The organism is Bordetella sp. (genome assembly GCF_057362025.1).
This window is the reverse complement of record NZ_JBMQQZ010000011.1, coordinates 1-17,066: the sequence shown is the minus strand read 5'-3', so window position 1 is coordinate 17,066 and position 17,066 is coordinate 1. Positions and strand designations below refer to the sequence as shown.

Below are 17,066 nucleotides of genomic sequence, written 5' to 3'. Positions count from 1 at the left end.
AGCTCGATCCGCCGGCCCGGCGCGGCCCGCCGTAGCCATACAGGCGGGGCCCGCGCCGGGCTGGCCATCGCCCCTTGGGCAATCCGCAGGAAACCGCCATGATCCGCCCATGCCGGCGCACCCGCGCCGCCGCTCTGTTTATCGCCGGCCTGCTGGCCGGCTGCGCCAATATCGCCGACACGCCACCCGGCATGCCACTGGCCGATATGCAATCCCGCTATGGCGTCCCCACCTATACCTGCACCCGCCCCGACGGCACCCGGCGGGTGGTCTGGTCGCAATTGCCTTCCGGCAGCAACGCCTGGGGCACCGACCTGGACGCACAGGGACGCGCGGTGCGCATGCAAGACCTGATGTCGCCCGAACACTTCGAGCGGCTGCGCCAGGGCGATTGGACGCCCGCCGAGGTGCGCTGCGAATTCGGTCCGCCCGCCAGGATCGGCGCGGTCGGCCTGGGCGACAAGCATGAGGTGGTCTGGTCGTACTACTACGTCCTGGACGGGCGCTGGCATTCCGTCATGTACGTCTACTTCGGCCCGCGCGGCGACCGCGTCACGCACTATCACTCCGGCCCGGACCAGCGCTACCAGCGCAGCGAATAGACCCGCGCGCCGCCGCGATGCCATCGAGATTTGTGCGGCGCCTATAAGGCCACGTTATGTCCGGGCCCGGCAGGCCACAGCTCCGGCCGGACAAAGTCCTTGCATATCAGCGACTTGCAAGGACGATGCCGATGCTGCGCCGCAAACGGGCGCACCATCGCCCGGGTTCCGTCGGCGGACGCCTTCGCGCATCATGCGCGCATTGCGTCTGAATCGCAGCAGGATCATGCGCGGGGGCCGGCCGCCGGACTTCGCGTCCACCCCCCTCTTTTCCGGAGCCCTTCCCCATGTCCCAGACATCCCGCGCCCGCAAGTTCGGATTGGCCGTCGCCCAAATGGGCCCGGTCCACCTGGCCGACTCGCGCCAGGCCGTCGTCAAGCGGCTGGTCGACATGCTGCGCGAGGCCGCAGCGCGCCAGGCGACTTTCGTGGTCTTTCCCGAACTGGCCCTGACCACTTTCTTCCCCCGTTATTGGATGACGGAAGAAGAGGCGGTGGAACGCTATTTCGAGCGCGCCATGCCCAATGCCGACGTGCAGCCGCTGTTCGACGCCGCGCGCGAGCTGGGCGTGGGCTTTTATCTGGGCTATGCCGAGCTGACGCCGGACGGGCGCCGCTTCAACACGGCGGTCCTGGTGGACCGCGCAGCCAAGGTCGTCGGCAAGTACCGCAAGGTACACCTGCCCGGCCATGACGACCACAAGCCGGACGCGCCCTTCCAGCACCTGGAAAAGAAGTTCTTCCAGGTCGGCGATCTGGGCTTTCCCGTCTGGAATACGCAGGACGTCAATGTCGGCATGTGCATCTGCAACGACCGCCGCTGGCCCGAGACCTGGCGCGCGATGTCCTTGCAGAGCGCCGAACTGATCGTGCTGGGCTACAACACGCCGTCCTGGAATATCCACTGGACCGAGCCCGTGCACCTGCGCACCTTCCACCATGAAATCGTGCTGCAGGCCAGCGCCTACCAGAATGCGGTGTGGATCGGCGCCGCCGCCAAGTGCGGCTCGGAAGACGGATTCCACATGATCGGCAGCTCCATGATCGTGGCCCCGTCCGGCGAAATCGTGGCGCGCGCCAGCGGCGAGGAAGACGAGGTCATCACGGCGCAGATCGACCTGGACCTGGGCACGACCTTCCGCCAGCACGTCTTCAATTTCGCCAAGCACCGCAGCCCGCAGCACTACCGGCTCATCGTGGAGCGCACCGGCGCCGGCGACCCGCTGCCGCTGCCGCCGGAAGCGCGCTAACCGGCCGGCGGATCAAGCCTGGTCCGCCAGCACCAGCTCGATCCATCGGGCCACGCGCAGGGCCGGCACATCGCGCCCGTATGTGCCCACCACCTGCACGCCGAGCGGCAAGCCGCGCGCGGATCGTCCCGCCGGCACCGTCAGCGCGGGAAACCCCAGGAAGGTCCAGGGCGCGCACCAGGATGCATCGCCGGTGTCATGCAGGCCTTCGGGCGCCTCGCCGCTGGCGGGAACCGTCAGGACGGCGTCGTAGCCGGACAGTCGCGTGGACAAGGCCGCACGCAGTTCACGCTGCGTGCGCCGCGCGGCCACGTAGGCGGCCTGCGTCACCGCGCGGGACTCCTCGACCAGGCCCTTGAGCGGCGCGCTGGCGCGCTCGGGATAGCGCGCGACGAGATCGCCATAGATATCCAGCGCCTCGCGTCCCAGAATGTGCCGCAGCGACTCCAGCGTGGGGGCGCCGATCTCGGGCACGACGACCTCCACGACCGATGCGCCGGAGCGCCGCAGTTTGGCGACCGCCTGTTCAAGCACGGCCTTCTGCTCGGCGCCGACCTTGTGCCAGTCCGGCGCGCACACCAGCGCGAGCGACGGCGAGGGCAAAGGCGCGAGCCCGCGCTGGGGACCGATGCGCAGCGCGGCCAGGTCCGCGCCGTCGGCCAGTGCATAACCGGGGTCCCCCAGCAGCGCCAGGGCATACGCCACATCGTCTACGCTGCGCGCCATGAAACCGACATGATCGAGGGAACCCGATAGCGGATGCACACCCTCGCGCGGCACGGCGCCGAAACTGGCCTTGAAGCCGACGACACCGCAATAGGCCGCCGGCCGCACGATGGACCCCATCGTTTGGGTGCCCAGCGCCAGGGGAACGATACCGGCGGCCACCGCGGCGGCGGAGCCGCTGGACGACCCGCCCGGCGTATGCGCGGCGTTCCAGGGGTTGACCGTCGGCCCCGGATGGCGGAACGCGAACTCCGTCGTGACGGTCTTGCCGAACACCGTGCCGCCCAGGCGCTTGATGGCGGTGACGATGGCCGCGTCCTCCACCGGCACGTGGTCCGCGAAAATCGCCGACCCGTTGGTGGTGCGCAGCCCTGCCGTGGCGATGATGTCTTTCACGCCGACGGGGATCCCGGCCAGGGGGCCGTCCGCGGCGGCCGTTAACTGGGACGTGGGCACGCGCGTGACGAAGGCCTTGAGCCAGGGCTCGCACTCGTCGGCGCGCGCCGCGCAGGCGCGCAGGTAGGCATCTCGGTCCAGGGTACCGGCCTCGAAGCCGCGCAGGGCTTCCAGCAGGCCGGGTAATGCGGGAGCGGTCATCGTCATGGCATCGGCCTATCGGGGCAGCGCGAGGGCTTTCTTCACATACGTCGGTACGACAAAGGTCGCGTAGTCGGGCTGCGCCTTCAGGTTGCCCAGGGCGATCTGCGTATCCATACCCGTCTTGAATGCTTGGGCCGTCGTTTCGACGCTCTTGGGATAAACGTTGTCCGCCAGCATGCGGTCCACGGCATTGGTCACCACCTTGGGGTCCAGCGTGGGGAACTCTTTCAAGGCGATCTTGACCGTCTGGTCATGGTTGGTCTGCATGAAGCGCAGGGCCAGCTCCATGCCATTGACCAGGCGCTGCGCGGCATCCGGGTCCACGTCGGAACGCGCGGTCACCGACGAAAACGCGTAGGGCCCGTACTGCTTGGGAAAGCCGAGCACTACCTTCATTCCCTGCGCGGCGACCTGGTCCAGCCCCGGCTCATAGAGCACCGCGACCTTCGCCTGTCCGCCCAGGAAGGGACCTGCTTCCGAACCCGTCTGCACCTGGATCATGTCGACGTCCTTGTCCGCGTTCATGCCGTTTTCCTTCAACAGCTTGATGAACAGCGACGTGCTGGTGGTCGGCATCAGGCCGGTCACCACCTTCTGGCCTTTCAGGCTTTTCACGCCATCGAAGTGAAAGTCCGGCGTAGTGGCGATGTAGACGGCCGCGCCGTTGACCACGTTGCTGATAATGCCCACCTTCGCGCCCTTGGACGCGGCAATGGCGGTCCACTCGGGGCCGTGCACGGAAAACTGCGCGCTGCCCGACAGCACCGCGGATAGCGCGGCCGTCGGCGAGCCGGCGGTCTCCTTGTTTACCTCCAGACCCTGCTGCTTGAAAAAGCCCTGGTCCATCGCGACGTACAAAGGCAGGTACAGCATCGACTGGAACGCCTGCGAAACCGTAACCTTCTTGACCTGGGCCGATGCCGGAGCGGCCACGATGGCCAGCGACGCGGCGACCAGCAGCCCGGCCAGGCGACTCTTGGAAAAACGCATGACTTGCAACCTCCGAAGGGGGCAACGTGAAGAACGCGCGCCGCCCCTGGCGGCGCGCGGGGGGGGAATCGCTTTACACCTGGATATGCGGCCGGCCGTCGTCGGACTTCCACGGCAGGAGATTGCGTTCCAGCGCATCGATCGCGTGATACAGCAGGAAGCCCACCAGCATCAGCACGAACAGGCCGACCCACACCGAGTTCAGGTCGTACAGGCTGGATGCGGTGTAAATGAGATGGCCGAGGCCATACTTGGATGAAATGAATTCGCCGACCACCGCACCCACCAGGCCCAGGCCGATATTGATGCGGAAATTCGCGATGATGGCCGGCAGCGCGGAAGGCACGATAACGCCGTAGAAGATCTGGTGCTTGCTGCCGCCCATCGAATACAGCAGCGCCTGCAGATCCTTGTCGGCGTCCTTCGCCGCCTGGTAGGCCGCGATCAGCGCCACCACCGCGGTCATCGATATGACGAGCGCCACCTTGGAAATCAGGCCCGTACCGAACCACAGCAGCACGATCGGCGCGAGCGCGATCTTCGGCACGCTATTGATCGCCACGATGAACGGCTCAACCAGCCTCGCGACGAACACCGAATACCACATGGCCAGTCCCAGGACCGAGCCGACCGCCGTGCCGGCGACAAAGCCCAGCAGCGCCTCGAACAGCGTAAAGCCGGTATCCCACAACAGCGAACCATCCATCACGCTCTTGATGAAGATCGCCCAGATGCCGCTGGGCTTGCCGATCAGGAACTCGGATATCCAGCCCACCCGGACGCCGGCCTCCCATACCAGGAAGAAAACTACCACGGCCAGCAGCTGCAGCAGGCCGCGCCCCGCCGCCGTATCGAATATGCGGCGGCGCGGCTTGGCCGATGCATCGGCCAAGCCGGCCATCGCGTGGCGTGGCGTCGCCGTGGAAGCCGCGGTCCCGCCCTGGGGTGCCGGCACGCCGGTACGTTGAGGTATCGATGACATGATCAGGCTGCCTTCTTCCGGGTCTGGATATCCAGCTCGCCGCACAGGGTATGGAAGTATTCCGAAAAGCGGCGGTCGGCCCTCGCTTCGACGGGACTGCCGCGCTCGATATCGATGTGGTGCACATTCTTTACCCGCGTCGGCCTGCCGCTGAGGGCGACCACGCGGCGCGACAGCGCGACCGCCTCGTCCACGTCATGGGTCACCAGGATGACGGTCTTGTGGAAAGTCTCCACGGCTTCGAGCAGGACGCTTTCGAGATATAGCCGCGTCTGGTAGTCCAGCGCGGAAAACGGTTCGTCCAGCAGCAGGATGTCGGGATCCATGATCAGCGTGCGCATCAGCGCCACCCGCTGGCGCATACCGCCGGACAACGTTTGCGGATAGGCTTTTTCGAACCCGGACAAGCCGAAGGTAGACAGGTATTCGCGTGCCGTATCCACGGCCTCCCGTTCGGCGACCCCGCGGATCTTCAACCCCAGCAGCACGTTCTCCAGCACGGTGCGCCACGGGAACAGCAGGTCCTTCTGCATCATGTAGCCGACCCGCCCGCGCATGCTGGAGACGGCTTCGCCGCGATAGATCAACTGGCCGCTGTCGGCCTGCAGCAGGCCGGCGATGATGTTGAAGATGGTCGATTTGCCGCAGCCGCTGGGGCCGATGATGCTGACGAAGTCTTTCTCATAGATGTCGAAGCTCAGGCCATCCAGCACCTGCACGGCGCCTCCCTTGCCGGGAAAGGACTTGCGGACCTCGCGTATGCTCAATTGGACCGGCGTGGAGGCCGAAGGCGGAATCAGGGACATGGATGCAACTCTCCTTACCAAGGAGGGAATGCAAAACCCATGCCAATTTCGATAGGCAGAACAGCGGCCCGCTTTCCCGGCGCGGCCGGCGTTTCCGCCGGTTCTTCCGAAGGGGACCGTGCGCCGACATCGTGCGCCGGACGCGCCCGACGCTGGTGCCTCGGCCGGCAAGGGGTGGCACCAGCCTGGCGCAGACGTCGCGCCGGCGCCACAAAATCCCGTTCCGCGGGGCGGTTCGGGGAAGCGCTAATACATCCCCGCCGCGAAAGGCCGCATGATTGCGCTGAATTGTTCCCGACTACAGACAATACCTATCCGGATGGTTTTCCGACGTACCTGCGCTTCGCTGGCGGCGGCCTTGATGGCCGCCGTCGCGGTGGCTGGCGGCACCATGCCGTCCGCGGCGCACGCGCAGGCCGCGCCGCCGGGTACCGGACCCGCAATAACTGCGGCACCCAAGGGGAATGCGGCGCCCGTGACCGGGTCAGCCGTCGCCGTCAGCCCGGCGAACGACCGCTGGGCCGAAAGCCTGGCGGCGTTCCCCCCCGCTGATCAGGCGCATCCGCCCACACCGGGCGGAGTGCTTTTTGTCGGCAGTTCGTCGATCCGCCTGTGGAACGGCCTGGAAACGGAATTCCAGTCCCTGCCCGTGGTGGTCAAGCGCGGGTTCGGCGGATCGCGAATGCTGGATTGCGCCCGCCATCTGCACCAACTGGTGCAGCCCTACAAGCCTCGTCTGGTCCTGGTGTATGCGGGCGACAACGATCTGGCCGAGGGCCGCACGCCGGAACAGGTACTGCAGGCGTTCACGGCTTTCGTCGACGGGGTGCGCGAAACCATGCCGGCAACCCGTATCGCCTACATTTCCATCAAGCCCAGCCCCTCGCGCGCGGCGCTGATGCCGGCGATCCGGCAGGCCAACGCACTGATCCGCGACTACACCCTGAAGACCCGCAACACGGACTTCATCGATATCTATACGCCGATGCTGAATGCCGCCGGCCAGCCACGCGCGGAACTTTTCCGCGACGACCAGCTGCACTTGAACACGCAGGGCTATGCGCTATGGAAGCGGGTCATTACGGCCCATCTGAATTAAGGTGGGCCGGACGCGGCGACGCGGATGGGGCAGCCCGCCGCGCTTTGTTGTCCCCGACCAATCGCGCCACCACGTAAAGCGCCAGCACGCTGCCGCAATACAGCAGCAAGTCCCGCCAGAGCGGGCGGTCCGGGGAGGGCTCGCCGATGATGGTAAGCACCATCAGGACGATGACCAGGTGGGCGCAGAACACCGAGAGCGATGCCCGGCCCAGGGTTTCCAGCAAGCCTATGCGCGGCAGCCGCGCCTTCAGCCAGCCGCCGAAGTGCATCGCCAGCACCACCAGCGACATGAAGTTCAACAGGCGCAGGATGCCCAGGTGCCATTTGTCGAACAGGAAATTGAAAGGGTTTCCATCGGGGAAGGCGCCCAGGCCGGCAATATGGCGCCAGATAAAGAAAGTGCCGGCGATCACCGCCGCGCCGAAGACCACGGGCGACGGGATCGGCCGCCGCTCTTCCGGCGGTATGCGGGCGTGCGTCGACCCCAGCCACAGGCCGAACACCCACAGCAACTGCCAGCCGAAGGTTTCGAACGCACCGGTTTCGCTGAATGGCACCGGCAGGCCGGTCATCGCCACGACTCCGCCATACAGGAAGCGCGACAGTTCGAACTGCGTCGCGAACCACAGCACGCCGCTCAGGATCAATATGGCGCGCCAGCCGTGGCGCAGGCCGTAGGTCAGCACGAAAGGACTGGCCAGCATGAACAACACGTAGACCGGCAGGATGTCCAGCAAGGGCGGGTTGTAGATCAGTGCCAGGCTGGACAGCAGGGCCGTGAGCGGGTGCTGCAGATAGAACCAGATCAGGTTCTGCACCGCCGGCTGCGACAAGGATATGCCCAGCCCGGCGATGACGGTGAAGAGAAACAGCAGGGAGGCGGCCTGGCAACCGTAGACCACCAGCGCGCGCTTCAGGAAGGCGCGCTGCATGGACGGGATACCGTGGCGCAGATAGCGCTGCGTATAGACCAGCCCGGCCATGTACGCGGACAGCATGACGAAGCCCTCGGCGGCCGACACGAAGCCCAGGGGCTGACTGCTCGGGATGCCGAAGTTGGTGGGCAGATGCGTGGACAGCATCAGCACCAGCATCAGGCCGCGCAGCGCATCCAGCTCCCACAAACGCGAACGCCCGGCCGCGATGCTCGGCGCGGCGGCGAAGGGAACACGCGACAGGCAGGAGGAGGAAGGCATGGCCATGCGGCATCCATGAGATTCGGGAAAACCCCTAAGGGTACATCACGCTGGGGAAAACCCGTAAGCCTGAAGCCTGACACTCTTGTGGGGCGCATGCACGCCATGGTTGTAGCGTTCTGTTTCGACGCGGGCGCAGGCGCCGTGCCCGGGTTGCATCCCGGAACAAGCATGCGAGATTCATGCACAATCCGCCTGCGCCCTCGCCCCGGCGCCCCTATTCGGGCGCGGCATTGCCCTTCGGGGCCGGCTGGGCGAGGATGTCGCTACATTGCTTCCACGGAGACACCCCCATGCAAAAAGTCATGCTGGTCACCGGTGCCAGCCGCGGCATCGGCGCCGCAACCGCGATACTGGCGGCGCAGCGCGGCTACGCCGTCTGCGTGAACTACAAGGAAAACGCCTCCGCCGCCGGCGAGGTCGTCGGCCGCATCGAGGCCGCGGGCGGCCGCGCCATTGCCGTGCGGGCCGACATGGCCGACGAGTCGCAGATCCAGTCGCTGTTCTCGACGATCGACGAGCATTTCGGCCGCCTGGATGGCCTGGTCAACAACGCCGGCATCCTGGAACAGCAAATGCGCGTGCGCGACATGGACTCCGCCCGCCTGCGCCGCATCCTGGAAGTGAATGTGGTGGCCGTCTTCACCTGCTGCCGAGAAGCGGTCAGCCGCATGTCCACGCGGGAAGGCGGCCAGGGCGGCGTCATCGTCAACGTATCGTCCATGGCGGCCCGCCTGGGTTCGCCGGGGGAATACGTGGACTACGCCGCATCCAAGGGCGCAATCGATACGCTGACCATCGGCCTGGCGCGCGAAGTCGCCGACGAAGGCATACGGGTGAATGCGGTGCGGCCGGGTGTCATCGATACCGAAATCCACGCCAGCGGCGGCGAGCCGGGGCGTGTCGAACGCGTCAAGAACAGCGTGCCGCTGCGGCGCGGCGGCACGGCCGGGGAAGTGGCTGGCGCCATCCTGTGGTTTTTCACGCCGGAGGCCGCCTATTCGACCGGGGCATTCCTGGATGTTTCCGGCGGGCGCTGAGCGGCGCCACTGCGCGCGAAACGCGCCCGGCCGCGGCCCGATAACGATGCGGCCGCCCCCCCGCGCGCCATCGGATCCCGCGCCAGCCGGGCGCGGCTCGCGTGACGAAAATTCCCACAGTTGATAGAACTATCAGTCATTTACATTTAGTCGGGATTCTGATGACATAGCGCGGCGCCGGCTGCCAATCGGGCCGTCGGCATGGTCGAGGAAGCCCCCGCGTGCCTACCAGCCTATCGATTCGGCGCAGGATCGCCGCCATCCTGGTCACGCTGTTCGCCGCAGCGTTGCCTTTTCTGCTGGTCCTCCCCATCGTCCTGCACGAAGCGCAACGCCAACTGGCCGGCGAAGCCAGCGTCACGGCCGGCGTCCTGCGCCGGCAGCTGGAAAACATCCTGCTGCGGGCACAGGACGTCACGCAAAGGCTGGTCCCCAGCCTGGATCGCCCCTGCGCCGAAGTGCTGCCCCTGCTGCACCAGATGGGATCCCTCCAGCCCTACTTCCGTTCGCTGCTGCTGGTCCGCGACGATATCGTCTACTGCTCGTCCGTCTATGGCATGCCCAACGCGCCGCTGATCGCGCTCTCGCCGCAGGAACACGTGCCGCAAGGACTGTACGTGACGCCCGTGTCGGGTACCCTGCTGGTGCCGGACCGGCCCGCCGTGATGGTGTCGCAAGGGGTGCGCGACGGCCTCGGCGTGGTGGCCTTCCTCGATGCCCAGTACCTGTATGACCTGAAAATGGCAGCCGCGCGGGATGGCGCCTACGATGTCGACCTCCTGCTGGGTCGGCGCGACGTGCCGCTGCTGGATGCCGGCGAGCGCCAGCGCAGCGCGCGCACGCCCGGACCCGATACGCAGCAATCGATTTCGGCGATGTTCCCGGTGCAGGTGCGCGTGACGCCGCTGGCGGTCCAGCGCGCCGCCGTGCGCGCCCATGTCTGGCGCGGCTACGCCGCCTTCCTGCTGCTGGCCAGCGTGCTATGCGGCTATTTCGCTCATCGTCTGTACGGCTGGCGCGTATCGATCCCGGGCGAAATCCGCAAAGGCATGCGCCTGCGCCAGTTCCACCTGGTCTACCAGCCAGTCATCGACATGGCGACCGGGCGCATGTCCGGCGTGGAGGCGCTGCTGCGCTGGCGCCATCCGCGACTGGGCAATGTGCGGCCGGACCTGTTCATCGCCGCCGCCGAGGAATACCACATCATCGACGATCTGACCCGTCATATGTTCCAGCTGGCGGCCAACGATCTGGCACTGCTGGAGCTGCCGCCGGGCAGCCATCTGGGCGTGAACGTCTGCGGCGCGCACATGGTCGCGGACCGCTTCGTCGCCGACGTCGACGCCCTGTTGTCGCGGGTGCGCGCGCACGCGGGCGTCACCCTGGTCCTGGAGGTTACCGAACGCCATCCCTTGCCCGACACGCCCGCGCTGCGCGCCCACATGGCCGAACTGCGCGAACGCGGCGTGCAATGGGCACTGGACGACTTCGGCACCGGCCACAGCTCGCTGTCCTACCTGCAGAAGCTGCACGCGCATTTCCTGAAAATCGACCGTGCCTTCGTCAGCACCGCCGACACCGAGGCAGTAGGCAACGTGGTGCTGGACACCATCATCGGGCTGGCCCAGCAACTGGGCCTGGCGATGATCGCCGAAGGCGTCGAAACCGAGGCCCAGGAAGCCTATCTGCGCGACAAGGGCGTGCAATTCGCCCAGGGCTACCTTTTCGCGCGGCCGATGCCGCCGCGCGACCTGGCCGCATGGCGCCTCGCCCGCGAGCGCGCCGCGGTGCGCCCGGCGCCGCCCCACGCGCCGCTCGACATGCCCACCCCGACCGCCGCCTGAACCCGGGCGCCGATCAACCCTTCGCCGCCGCCGGGCGCTGGCGATACTTCAGCCGCATCACACTGGCGACGGCCGCCGCGGCGGCGAACACGGCGCCCAGCCACAAGGCCAGGATCGCGCCGCGCTCGGTCGATACGTGAAAGCAGGCGGCCACCAGTGCCGCGCCGCTGGATTGGCCCAACAGGCGCACCGTCCCGACCATGCCGCTGGCCCCGCCCGCGCGCTCCGGCGGCGCGGCGGTGATGATGGCCCGCACATTGGGCGACTGGAAGAAGCCGAAGCCCGCGCCGCACACCGCCAGGCGCCAGCACAGGGCGAACACCGACGGCTCGGCCGGCATGGTGGCCAGCAGCACCATGCCCACGGCCAGCATGGCCATTCCGACGCCGGCCAGGATGCCGACGTGCATGCGATCGGACAGGCGGCCCGCGATGGGCGCCATCACGGCCACCAGCACCGGCCACGGCGTGATCAGGAAACCGGTCTCCACCTGCGTATAGCCCAGCACGTTCTGCAGCATGAAGGGCAGCGACACAAAGGCCAGCGACTGTGTCGCGAACGAGCACACCCCAGTGGCCGCCGACAGCGCGAACACCGGCCGGCGCAGCAGATCCACCGCGAGAAAAGGCGCCGGGTGGCCTGCCTGGCGCCTCAGCAGCAGAAGCAGGCACACGACGCACAACACCGAGGTGATCACGATGGTTCGCGCGGCGGCAAGCTGAGCGCCCTCGTTCAGGCTGAATACCAGCAGCGCGAGGAACCCGGCGCACAATATCGCGCCCAGCGTGTCGAACGGACGCCGCGTGCGCGTCGTGACGGGCAGCGCGCGCAGGCAGAAATAGATGGCGATCATGCCCACCGGCACGTTGATCAGGAACAACCAATGCCAGGTGGCCACCGTCAGCACCAGCGATGCCGCCGTCGGCCCGGCGGCGAAGGCCAGCGCGACCATCACCGAGTTCAACCCTACACCGCGCCCCAGCAACTTTTCCGGATAGATGAAGCGCAGCATCGCGCCGTTCACCGCCATGGTGGCTGCCGCTCCCAACCCTTGCACCACACGGCCGGCGACCAGCCATTCCAGATCGGGCGCCATGCCGCAAGCAAGCGAGGCCAGCGTGAACAGCACCAGGCCGAACACCATGATGCGGCGGTGGCCGACGATCTCGCCCAGCGTGGCGGCCGGCAGCAGGGCCGCGACCATGGATAGCTGGTAGGAGCTGATCACCCAGATCGAGCGGGCTTCCGTAGTCTGCAGGTCGCGCGCGATGGCCGGCAGCGCCGTATTCGCGATGGCCGTATCCAGGCTGGCCATGCACACGCCCAGCAGCAGGCCGAGGGTAGCCGCCCAGCGCTGGTTGGCGGGCATGCCCGCGCCGAAGGGATAGGCTTTTTGAACCGCGAAGGAGAGGAACATCCGGCACCAGAAGGCAGTTGGAATGCGCCCGGCAATGCAACGGGCGGCGCGGGCAGCCCCGCCTCGCCAGGCCGGGGGTCAGCCAGGCAAAAAACGGGTAACGGTGTACTGCCTGAAAGCAGCGCTGTCAAACCGCGGGATATTTGGCCATGAATTTTGCAGAACTGCCCGAGCGGCCCGGCCCGCCCCTTCCGGGCGATGCGGCTGACGGCCGCGCCGTGATCAAGGAGGCCGCCGTGGCCCTGAATCCGATCGGCTTCGCGATCCGGGCCGGATCCGTCAAGGCCTGACCTCGCGAACGATGACTACCCCTGCAGCATCCAGTGCAGCAGGACGGTAAGCGACACCAGCGAACCGACCGTCGACAGCAGAATGGTGCGCGCCGTGATGACGGCCTCGCGCCGATAGAACTCCGCCAGCATGAACGGGCCCGTGCCCGTGGGCAAGGCCGCCAGCAGCACCGCCATCTGCGCCAGCGGTACCGGCATCGCGAAAACGCGGGCCGCCAGCCACCACGTCAGCGCCGGCTGCAGCACAAGCTTGCCGGCCGTCAGCGCCAGCGAGACCCGTCGCGATTGCGCCGCCGCCCGCTTCTCGGCCAGAAACAATCCCAGGCAGGCCAGCGCGCACGGCGTGGCGGCCGCCCCCAGCAGATCCAGGAAACGATCGGCCGATGCGGGCACCCGCAGGCCCGCCACGGCCACCAGGGCGCCAGCCGCCGGCGCCACGATCAGCGGATTGCGGGTCATGCCTCGCAGCACCTTCAAGCCCGCCTTGTGCGGCGCGCGCTCGGTCTGCAGTCCCACTTCGATCAGCGCCACGGTAATGGCGAACAACACCGACACCACCAGCAGCGTCGCGATGGTGGCGGGCGCCACCCCCGCGTTACCGAACAGCGCGAGGATGAGCGGAAAGCCGATATAGGCCGTGTTGGCATACGAGGCGGCGATGGCGTCGACACTGGCATCGACCAGATGGCGTCCCAGCCGCAGCCGCCATACCAAAGTCAGGATGAAGACAGCCGCGCTGCCCAGGCCGAAGGCGGCCACGAAGGCAGGCTGGTACAGCTGGCTCCAGGTGGCATGCGCCATCAGCTTGAACAGCAGCGCGGGCAGCGCCAGCCAAACGACGAAACGGTTCAGCTCCACACAGGCGGCGGGCCCTACGATGCCGCGCCGGCGGAGGACGAAACCGGCCAGGATCAGAGCGAAGATGGGAGCGAGGATCTGCAGGGTGGAGGACATGGCGGAAAAACCTTCACCGGCGATATCGCGTGCCGGCTGCTACGCGGCCGCCGTGCAGAGGGCCCGCGGGCAGGGCCGCGGTCACGACGGTTCGCGCAGCGTAGATCGCCACAGCAATACAATCCAATTCTTTATTCGGTCTCCGACAATACCTTTTCTGCATCGTGCTCGACATCAAACCCCTGCGTTACTTCGTCACCCTGGCGGAGACGCGCCATTTCGGGCGCGCCGCGGCGCGCCTGCATCTGTCGCAGCCTCCGCTAAGCCGCCAACTGGCCAGCCTGGAAGCGGCTCTGGGCGTCAAGCTGCTGGAGCGCAACCCCCGCATGGTGGCACTGACACCGGCGGGCGAACGCTTTCTGGTCGACGCCAAGGCCATCCTTGCCGCCGTGGAACAGGCCGGCCGCAATGCGCAGGCCGCCGCGCGCGGCGAAGCCGGCGCCCTGTCCATCGGCTTCACCATGTACGCCGCCTATAGCGTCATCCCCACCTACGCCAAGGCCTATGGCAGCGCATACCCGGAGGTGACGCTGAAACTCCGGGAGGTCGTGTCCCAGGACCTAGCCGCCCAGGTCCTGGACGGCCGCATCGACGCCGCGGTGGTGATGGCCGGCGGCCACTTCGGCGAACTGTCCAACCGCGTCGTGGTGCGCGAACCGCTGTGCGTGGCGCTATCGCGCGGCCATCCGCGCGCGCGCAGCCGTCGCCCGATGCGCATCGGCCAGTTGGCCGGCGAGCCGTTCATCATGACTTCCAGCGAGGTCGGCCCGGCACTGCGCGCGAACATCGTCGAGCATTGCCGCCAGGCGGGCTTCCAACCCATCGTTCGGTTGGAAGTACAGTTGCAGCAAACCGTGCTGAATATGGTGGACGAAGGCGTGGGCGTCGCCCTGGTGCCCTCTTCCATGCGCAAGTCGCGCCTGCCGGGCGTGGCGTTCCGGCCGCTGGCCAATGCGCCGCAATCCGAGCTGGTCCTGCTGTGGTCGCCCCGCAACCGCAATCCCTGCCTATCCAATTTCCTGGCGCTGGCGACGCCGGCCTAGAGAGTGCCGAGATGCCCCGCTTCCCGAATCCGATCTACCGCCGCTTCGAAACGCTGATCGATCCTTTCCGTCCGGCGCAGGACGAACCGCCGCCCGACGATGTGCTCCGCTTCTACCGGCACTACCTGCGGCAGGTGCGCACCGCCCTGCTTTTCCTGCTGCTTGTGGGCCTGGCCGGCGCGCTGATCGACGTCACGCTCTTTCGCTTCCTGGGACGCATCGTGGACCTGGTCCGGGGCCAGCCCGTGGCGGCGTTTTTCGCCGAACATGGCAAGACGCTGGTCGGCATGGCGCTGGTGGTCCTGGTCCTGCGCCCCATCGTCACGGGCCTGCACGATATGCTGGTGCACCAGACGTTATCGCCCGGGCTGACCACGCTGGTTCGCTGGCAGAACCACCGCTACGTAGTGAAGCAGGGCCTGGGCTTTTTTCACAGCGATTTCGCCGGCCGCATCGCCAACCGCATCCTGCAGACGGGCGTGGCGCTGCGCGAATCGACGCTGCAGGCCGTGGACGCGGTGTGGCACGTATTGATCTATTCGGGCAGCGCGCTGATCCTGTTCTTCGATGCGGACTGGCGGCTGACCATTCCGCTGATCATCTGGATCGTGGGCTACATCCTGACGCTGATCCGCTTCGTCCCGCGCGTCAAATCGCGCTCGGCGACGGCATCCGAGGCCAGCTCGAAACTGATGGGCCGCATCGTGGACGGCTATACCAACATCGGTACGCTCAAGCTTTTCGCGCACAGCCAGCGCGAGGAACTCTACGCGCGCGAAGCGATGGCGGAGCAAACGGGCAAGGCGCAGATGGCGGCGCGCCTGGTCACGGGGATGGGGTTCACGATCGCGATCCTGAACGGCATCCTGATCGCCGGCACGCCGGGGCTGGCGCTGTGGCTATGGAGCGAGGGCCGCATGTCCGTGGGCGATATCGCACTGGCAACCGGCCTGGCGATGCGGATCGCCGATATGTCCGGATGGATCATGTGGGTGGTGAACGGGATTTTCGAGAACGTGGGGACGGTGCAGGATGGCATCCGGACCATTGCCCGGCCGCGGGTCGTGGCGGACGACGTGGACGCGAAGCCCTTGCATGTGACCCATGGACGGATTTGCTTCGAAAACGTGGGGTTCGGGTACGGCAAGGGCGGCCTGGTGTTTACCAGGCTGAACCTGGATGTGGCGCCGGGAGAAAAAATCGGGCTGATCGGGCCGTCGGGGGCGGGCAAGTCGTCCCTGGTGAGCATTCTGCTGCGGCTGTACGACGTGGAGGCGGGGCGCATTCTGATCGACGGGCAGGATATCACCAAGGTGACGCAGGAATCGCTGCGCGCGCAGATCGGGGTGGTGACGCAGGATACGTCGCTGCTGCATCGTTCGCTACGCGAGAACCTGCTGTACGGCCGGCCGGATGCGAGCGAGGAAGCGCTGATGCATGCGATCCGGCAGGCACGCGCCGACGAATTCATCTTCGACCTGACGGACGGGGAAGGCCACCGCGGACTGGACGCGAATGTGGGAGAACGGGGCGTCAAGCTATCGGGCGGACAGCGGCAGCGTATCGCGATCGCGCGGGTGCTGTTGAAGGACGCGCCGATTCTGGTGCTGGACGAAGCGACGTCCGCGCTGGATTCCGATGTGGAGGCGGCGATTCAGGAGAACCTGGAGACGCTGATGCACGGAAAGACCGTGATCGCGATCGCACATCGGCTGTCGACGATAGCCAGGATGGATCGGCTGGTGGTGATGGAACATGGGAACATCGTAGAGATGGGCACCCATGCGGAATTGCTGGCGCACGACGGGGTGTATGCGAGGTTGTGGCGACGGCAGACCGGGGGGTTCGTGGGATTGGAGTGATCCGGCTGGGTAGCGTTTGCTGGTGCGTTGACGGTTGCTGTCGGCGGGTGTTTTGCTGATGCCGTCCGCCGGGGGTGGTGCCTGTCGGGGTCAGCCCGGAGGAGCCGGTCCGGCGCCTTCGCGCCGGACTCCCGCGTCGTCATCTTCGTACGGCGGCCGAAGTGGCGGTGGTTTTCTTGCGGGTTTTTTGCCCGGCCGTCCTCCCTCCGGATTCCCTCGCGCGGCTCCAACGGGCTGACCCCGACAGGCACCACCCCCGGCGAACTCCGGTTTACCTTAATCACGGTCGCTGCGACGAGCTGGGTTCTTGCGCTTCGTCGGTAGCGATTGCTGATGGTGGAAGATCTTGCGGCGCACGTCGAT

The 17,066-nt window shown here is 66.9% G+C and carries 15 protein-coding genes; 8 read left to right on the top strand and 7 right to left on the bottom strand.

Annotation, left to right across the window (positions count from 1 at the left end):
* Window positions 1-98 precede the first annotated feature (98 nt).
* A complete protein-coding gene (locus ACO1P8_RS03565; RefSeq protein ID WP_486294546.1) occupies window positions 99-602 on the top strand; it encodes a hypothetical protein in 504 nt (167 codons plus the stop codon).
* A gap of 287 nt (window positions 603-889) precedes the next feature.
* The gene (locus tag ACO1P8_RS03560) at window positions 890-1,852 is read left to right on the top strand and encodes an N-carbamoyl-D-amino-acid hydrolase (RefSeq protein ID WP_486294545.1); all 963 of its coding nucleotides are present in this window, start codon (window positions 890-892) and stop codon (window positions 1,850-1,852) included.
* A gap of 12 nt (window positions 1,853-1,864) precedes the next feature.
* Here ACO1P8_RS03560 and ACO1P8_RS03555 read toward each other — a convergent pair whose 3' ends face one another.
* The 4 genes from ACO1P8_RS03555 to ACO1P8_RS03540 all read right to left on the bottom strand — a co-directional run bounded on the left by ACO1P8_RS03555 (window position 1,865) and on the right by ACO1P8_RS03540 (window position 5,956).
* The gene (locus ACO1P8_RS03555) at window positions 1,865-3,181 is read right to left on the bottom strand and encodes an amidase (RefSeq protein WP_486294544.1); all 1,317 of its coding nucleotides are present in this window, start codon (window positions 3,179-3,181) and stop codon (window positions 1,865-1,867) included.
* Between the two features lie 9 nt (window positions 3,182-3,190).
* Window positions 3,191-4,168 (bottom strand): ABC transporter substrate-binding protein, encoded by a 978-nt coding sequence (locus tag ACO1P8_RS03550; protein ID WP_486294543.1) that lies wholly within the window; start codon window positions 4,166-4,168, stop codon window positions 3,191-3,193.
* Window positions 4,169-4,241: 73 nt separating this feature from the next.
* Window positions 4,242-5,150 (bottom strand): ABC transporter permease, encoded by a 909-nt coding sequence (locus ACO1P8_RS03545; protein ID WP_486294542.1) that lies wholly within the window; start codon window positions 5,148-5,150, stop codon window positions 4,242-4,244.
* A gap of 2 nt (window positions 5,151-5,152) precedes the next feature.
* A complete protein-coding gene (locus ACO1P8_RS03540) occupies window positions 5,153-5,956 on the bottom strand; it encodes an ABC transporter ATP-binding protein (protein ID WP_094843689.1) in 804 nt (267 codons plus the stop codon).
* A gap of 319 nt (window positions 5,957-6,275) precedes the next feature.
* Here ACO1P8_RS03540 and ACO1P8_RS03535 point away from each other — a divergent pair, with 319 nt between their 5' ends.
* Window positions 6,276-7,055, top strand: a complete 780-nt coding sequence (locus ACO1P8_RS03535) for an SGNH/GDSL hydrolase family protein (protein ID WP_486294541.1) — start codon at window positions 6,276-6,278, stop codon at window positions 7,053-7,055.
* Here ACO1P8_RS03535 and opgC read toward each other — a convergent pair.
* Entirely contained in the window at window positions 7,036-8,259 is a 1,224-nt protein-coding gene (opgC, locus tag ACO1P8_RS03530; protein WP_486294540.1) for an OpgC domain-containing protein, read from the bottom strand. The genes ACO1P8_RS03535 and opgC overlap by 20 nt on opposite strands.
* A gap of 287 nt (window positions 8,260-8,546) precedes the next feature.
* On the opposite strand from opgC, the gene ACO1P8_RS03525 reads away from it, so the two are divergent.
* Window positions 8,547-9,293: an SDR family oxidoreductase gene (locus ACO1P8_RS03525; RefSeq protein ID WP_486294539.1), complete on the top strand. Its 747-nt coding sequence runs from the start codon at window positions 8,547-8,549 to the stop codon at window positions 9,291-9,293.
* Window positions 9,294-9,514: 221 nt separating this feature from the next.
* Complete coding sequence (locus ACO1P8_RS03520; RefSeq protein ID WP_486294538.1) at window positions 9,515-11,137, top strand: EAL domain-containing protein; 1,623 nt, start codon at window positions 9,515-9,517, stop codon at window positions 11,135-11,137.
* A 13-nt stretch (window positions 11,138-11,150) separates the two neighbouring features.
* On the opposite strand, the gene ACO1P8_RS03515 is transcribed toward ACO1P8_RS03520, so the two are convergent.
* Window positions 11,151-12,554, bottom strand: a complete 1,404-nt coding sequence (locus ACO1P8_RS03515) for an MFS transporter (RefSeq protein ID WP_486294537.1) — start codon at window positions 12,552-12,554, stop codon at window positions 11,151-11,153.
* Window positions 12,555-12,703: 149 nt separating this feature from the next.
* Here ACO1P8_RS03515 and ACO1P8_RS03510 point away from each other — a divergent pair, with 149 nt between their 5' ends.
* Complete coding sequence (locus ACO1P8_RS03510; protein WP_486294536.1) at window positions 12,704-12,844, top strand: hypothetical protein; 141 nt, start codon at window positions 12,704-12,706, stop codon at window positions 12,842-12,844.
* 15 nt (window positions 12,845-12,859) lie between these two features.
* On the opposite strand, the gene ACO1P8_RS03505 is transcribed toward ACO1P8_RS03510, so the two are convergent.
* Complete coding sequence (locus ACO1P8_RS03505; protein ID WP_486294535.1) at window positions 12,860-13,798, bottom strand: AEC family transporter; 939 nt, start codon at window positions 13,796-13,798, stop codon at window positions 12,860-12,862.
* Window positions 13,799-13,962: 164 nt separating this feature from the next.
* Here ACO1P8_RS03505 and ACO1P8_RS03500 point away from each other — a divergent pair, with 164 nt between their 5' ends.
* Window positions 13,963-14,841: a LysR family transcriptional regulator gene (locus ACO1P8_RS03500; protein ID WP_486294534.1), complete on the top strand. Its 879-nt coding sequence runs from the start codon at window positions 13,963-13,965 to the stop codon at window positions 14,839-14,841.
* A gap of 11 nt (window positions 14,842-14,852) precedes the next feature.
* Window positions 14,853-16,703: an ABC transporter ATP-binding protein gene (locus tag ACO1P8_RS03495; protein ID WP_486294533.1), complete on the top strand. Its 1,851-nt coding sequence runs from the start codon at window positions 14,853-14,855 to the stop codon at window positions 16,701-16,703.
* Window positions 16,704-17,066: the final 363 nt, after the last annotated feature.

Excerpts from the sequence above, each read along its gene's own strand:
- ACO1P8_RS03510 (WP_486294536.1), top strand. The coding sequence starts at position 12,704 with ATGAATTTTGCAGAACTGCCCGAGCGGCCCGGCCCGCCCCTTCCGGGC.
- ACO1P8_RS03560 (WP_486294545.1), top strand. The coding sequence starts at position 890 with ATGTCCCAGACATCCCGCGCCCGCAAGTTCGGATTGGCCGTCGCCCAA.
- ACO1P8_RS03515 (WP_486294537.1), bottom strand. The coding sequence starts at position 12,554 with ATGTTCCTCTCCTTCGCGGTTCAAAAAGCCTATCCCTTCGGCGCGGGC.
- ACO1P8_RS03565 (WP_486294546.1), top strand. The coding sequence starts at position 99 with ATGATCCGCCCATGCCGGCGCACCCGCGCCGCCGCTCTGTTTATCGCC.
- ACO1P8_RS03555 (WP_486294544.1), bottom strand. The coding sequence starts at position 3,181 with ATGACGATGACCGCTCCCGCATTACCCGGCCTGCTGGAAGCCCTGCGC.
- ACO1P8_RS03505 (WP_486294535.1), bottom strand. The coding sequence starts at position 13,798 with ATGTCCTCCACCCTGCAGATCCTCGCTCCCATCTTCGCTCTGATCCTG.
- ACO1P8_RS03550 (WP_486294543.1), bottom strand. The coding sequence starts at position 4,168 with ATGCGTTTTTCCAAGAGTCGCCTGGCCGGGCTGCTGGTCGCCGCGTCG.
- ACO1P8_RS03545 (WP_486294542.1), bottom strand. The coding sequence starts at position 5,150 with ATGTCATCGATACCTCAACGTACCGGCGTGCCGGCACCCCAGGGCGGG.
- opgC (WP_486294540.1), bottom strand. The coding sequence starts at position 8,259 with ATGGCCATGCCTTCCTCCTCCTGCCTGTCGCGTGTTCCCTTCGCCGCC.
- ACO1P8_RS03535 (WP_486294541.1), top strand. The coding sequence starts at position 6,276 with ATGGTTTTCCGACGTACCTGCGCTTCGCTGGCGGCGGCCTTGATGGCC.
- ACO1P8_RS03495 (WP_486294533.1), top strand. The coding sequence starts at position 14,853 with ATGCCCCGCTTCCCGAATCCGATCTACCGCCGCTTCGAAACGCTGATC.
- ACO1P8_RS03540 (WP_094843689.1), bottom strand. The coding sequence starts at position 5,956 with ATGTCCCTGATTCCGCCTTCGGCCTCCACGCCGGTCCAATTGAGCATA.
- ACO1P8_RS03525 (WP_486294539.1), top strand. The coding sequence starts at position 8,547 with ATGCAAAAAGTCATGCTGGTCACCGGTGCCAGCCGCGGCATCGGCGCC.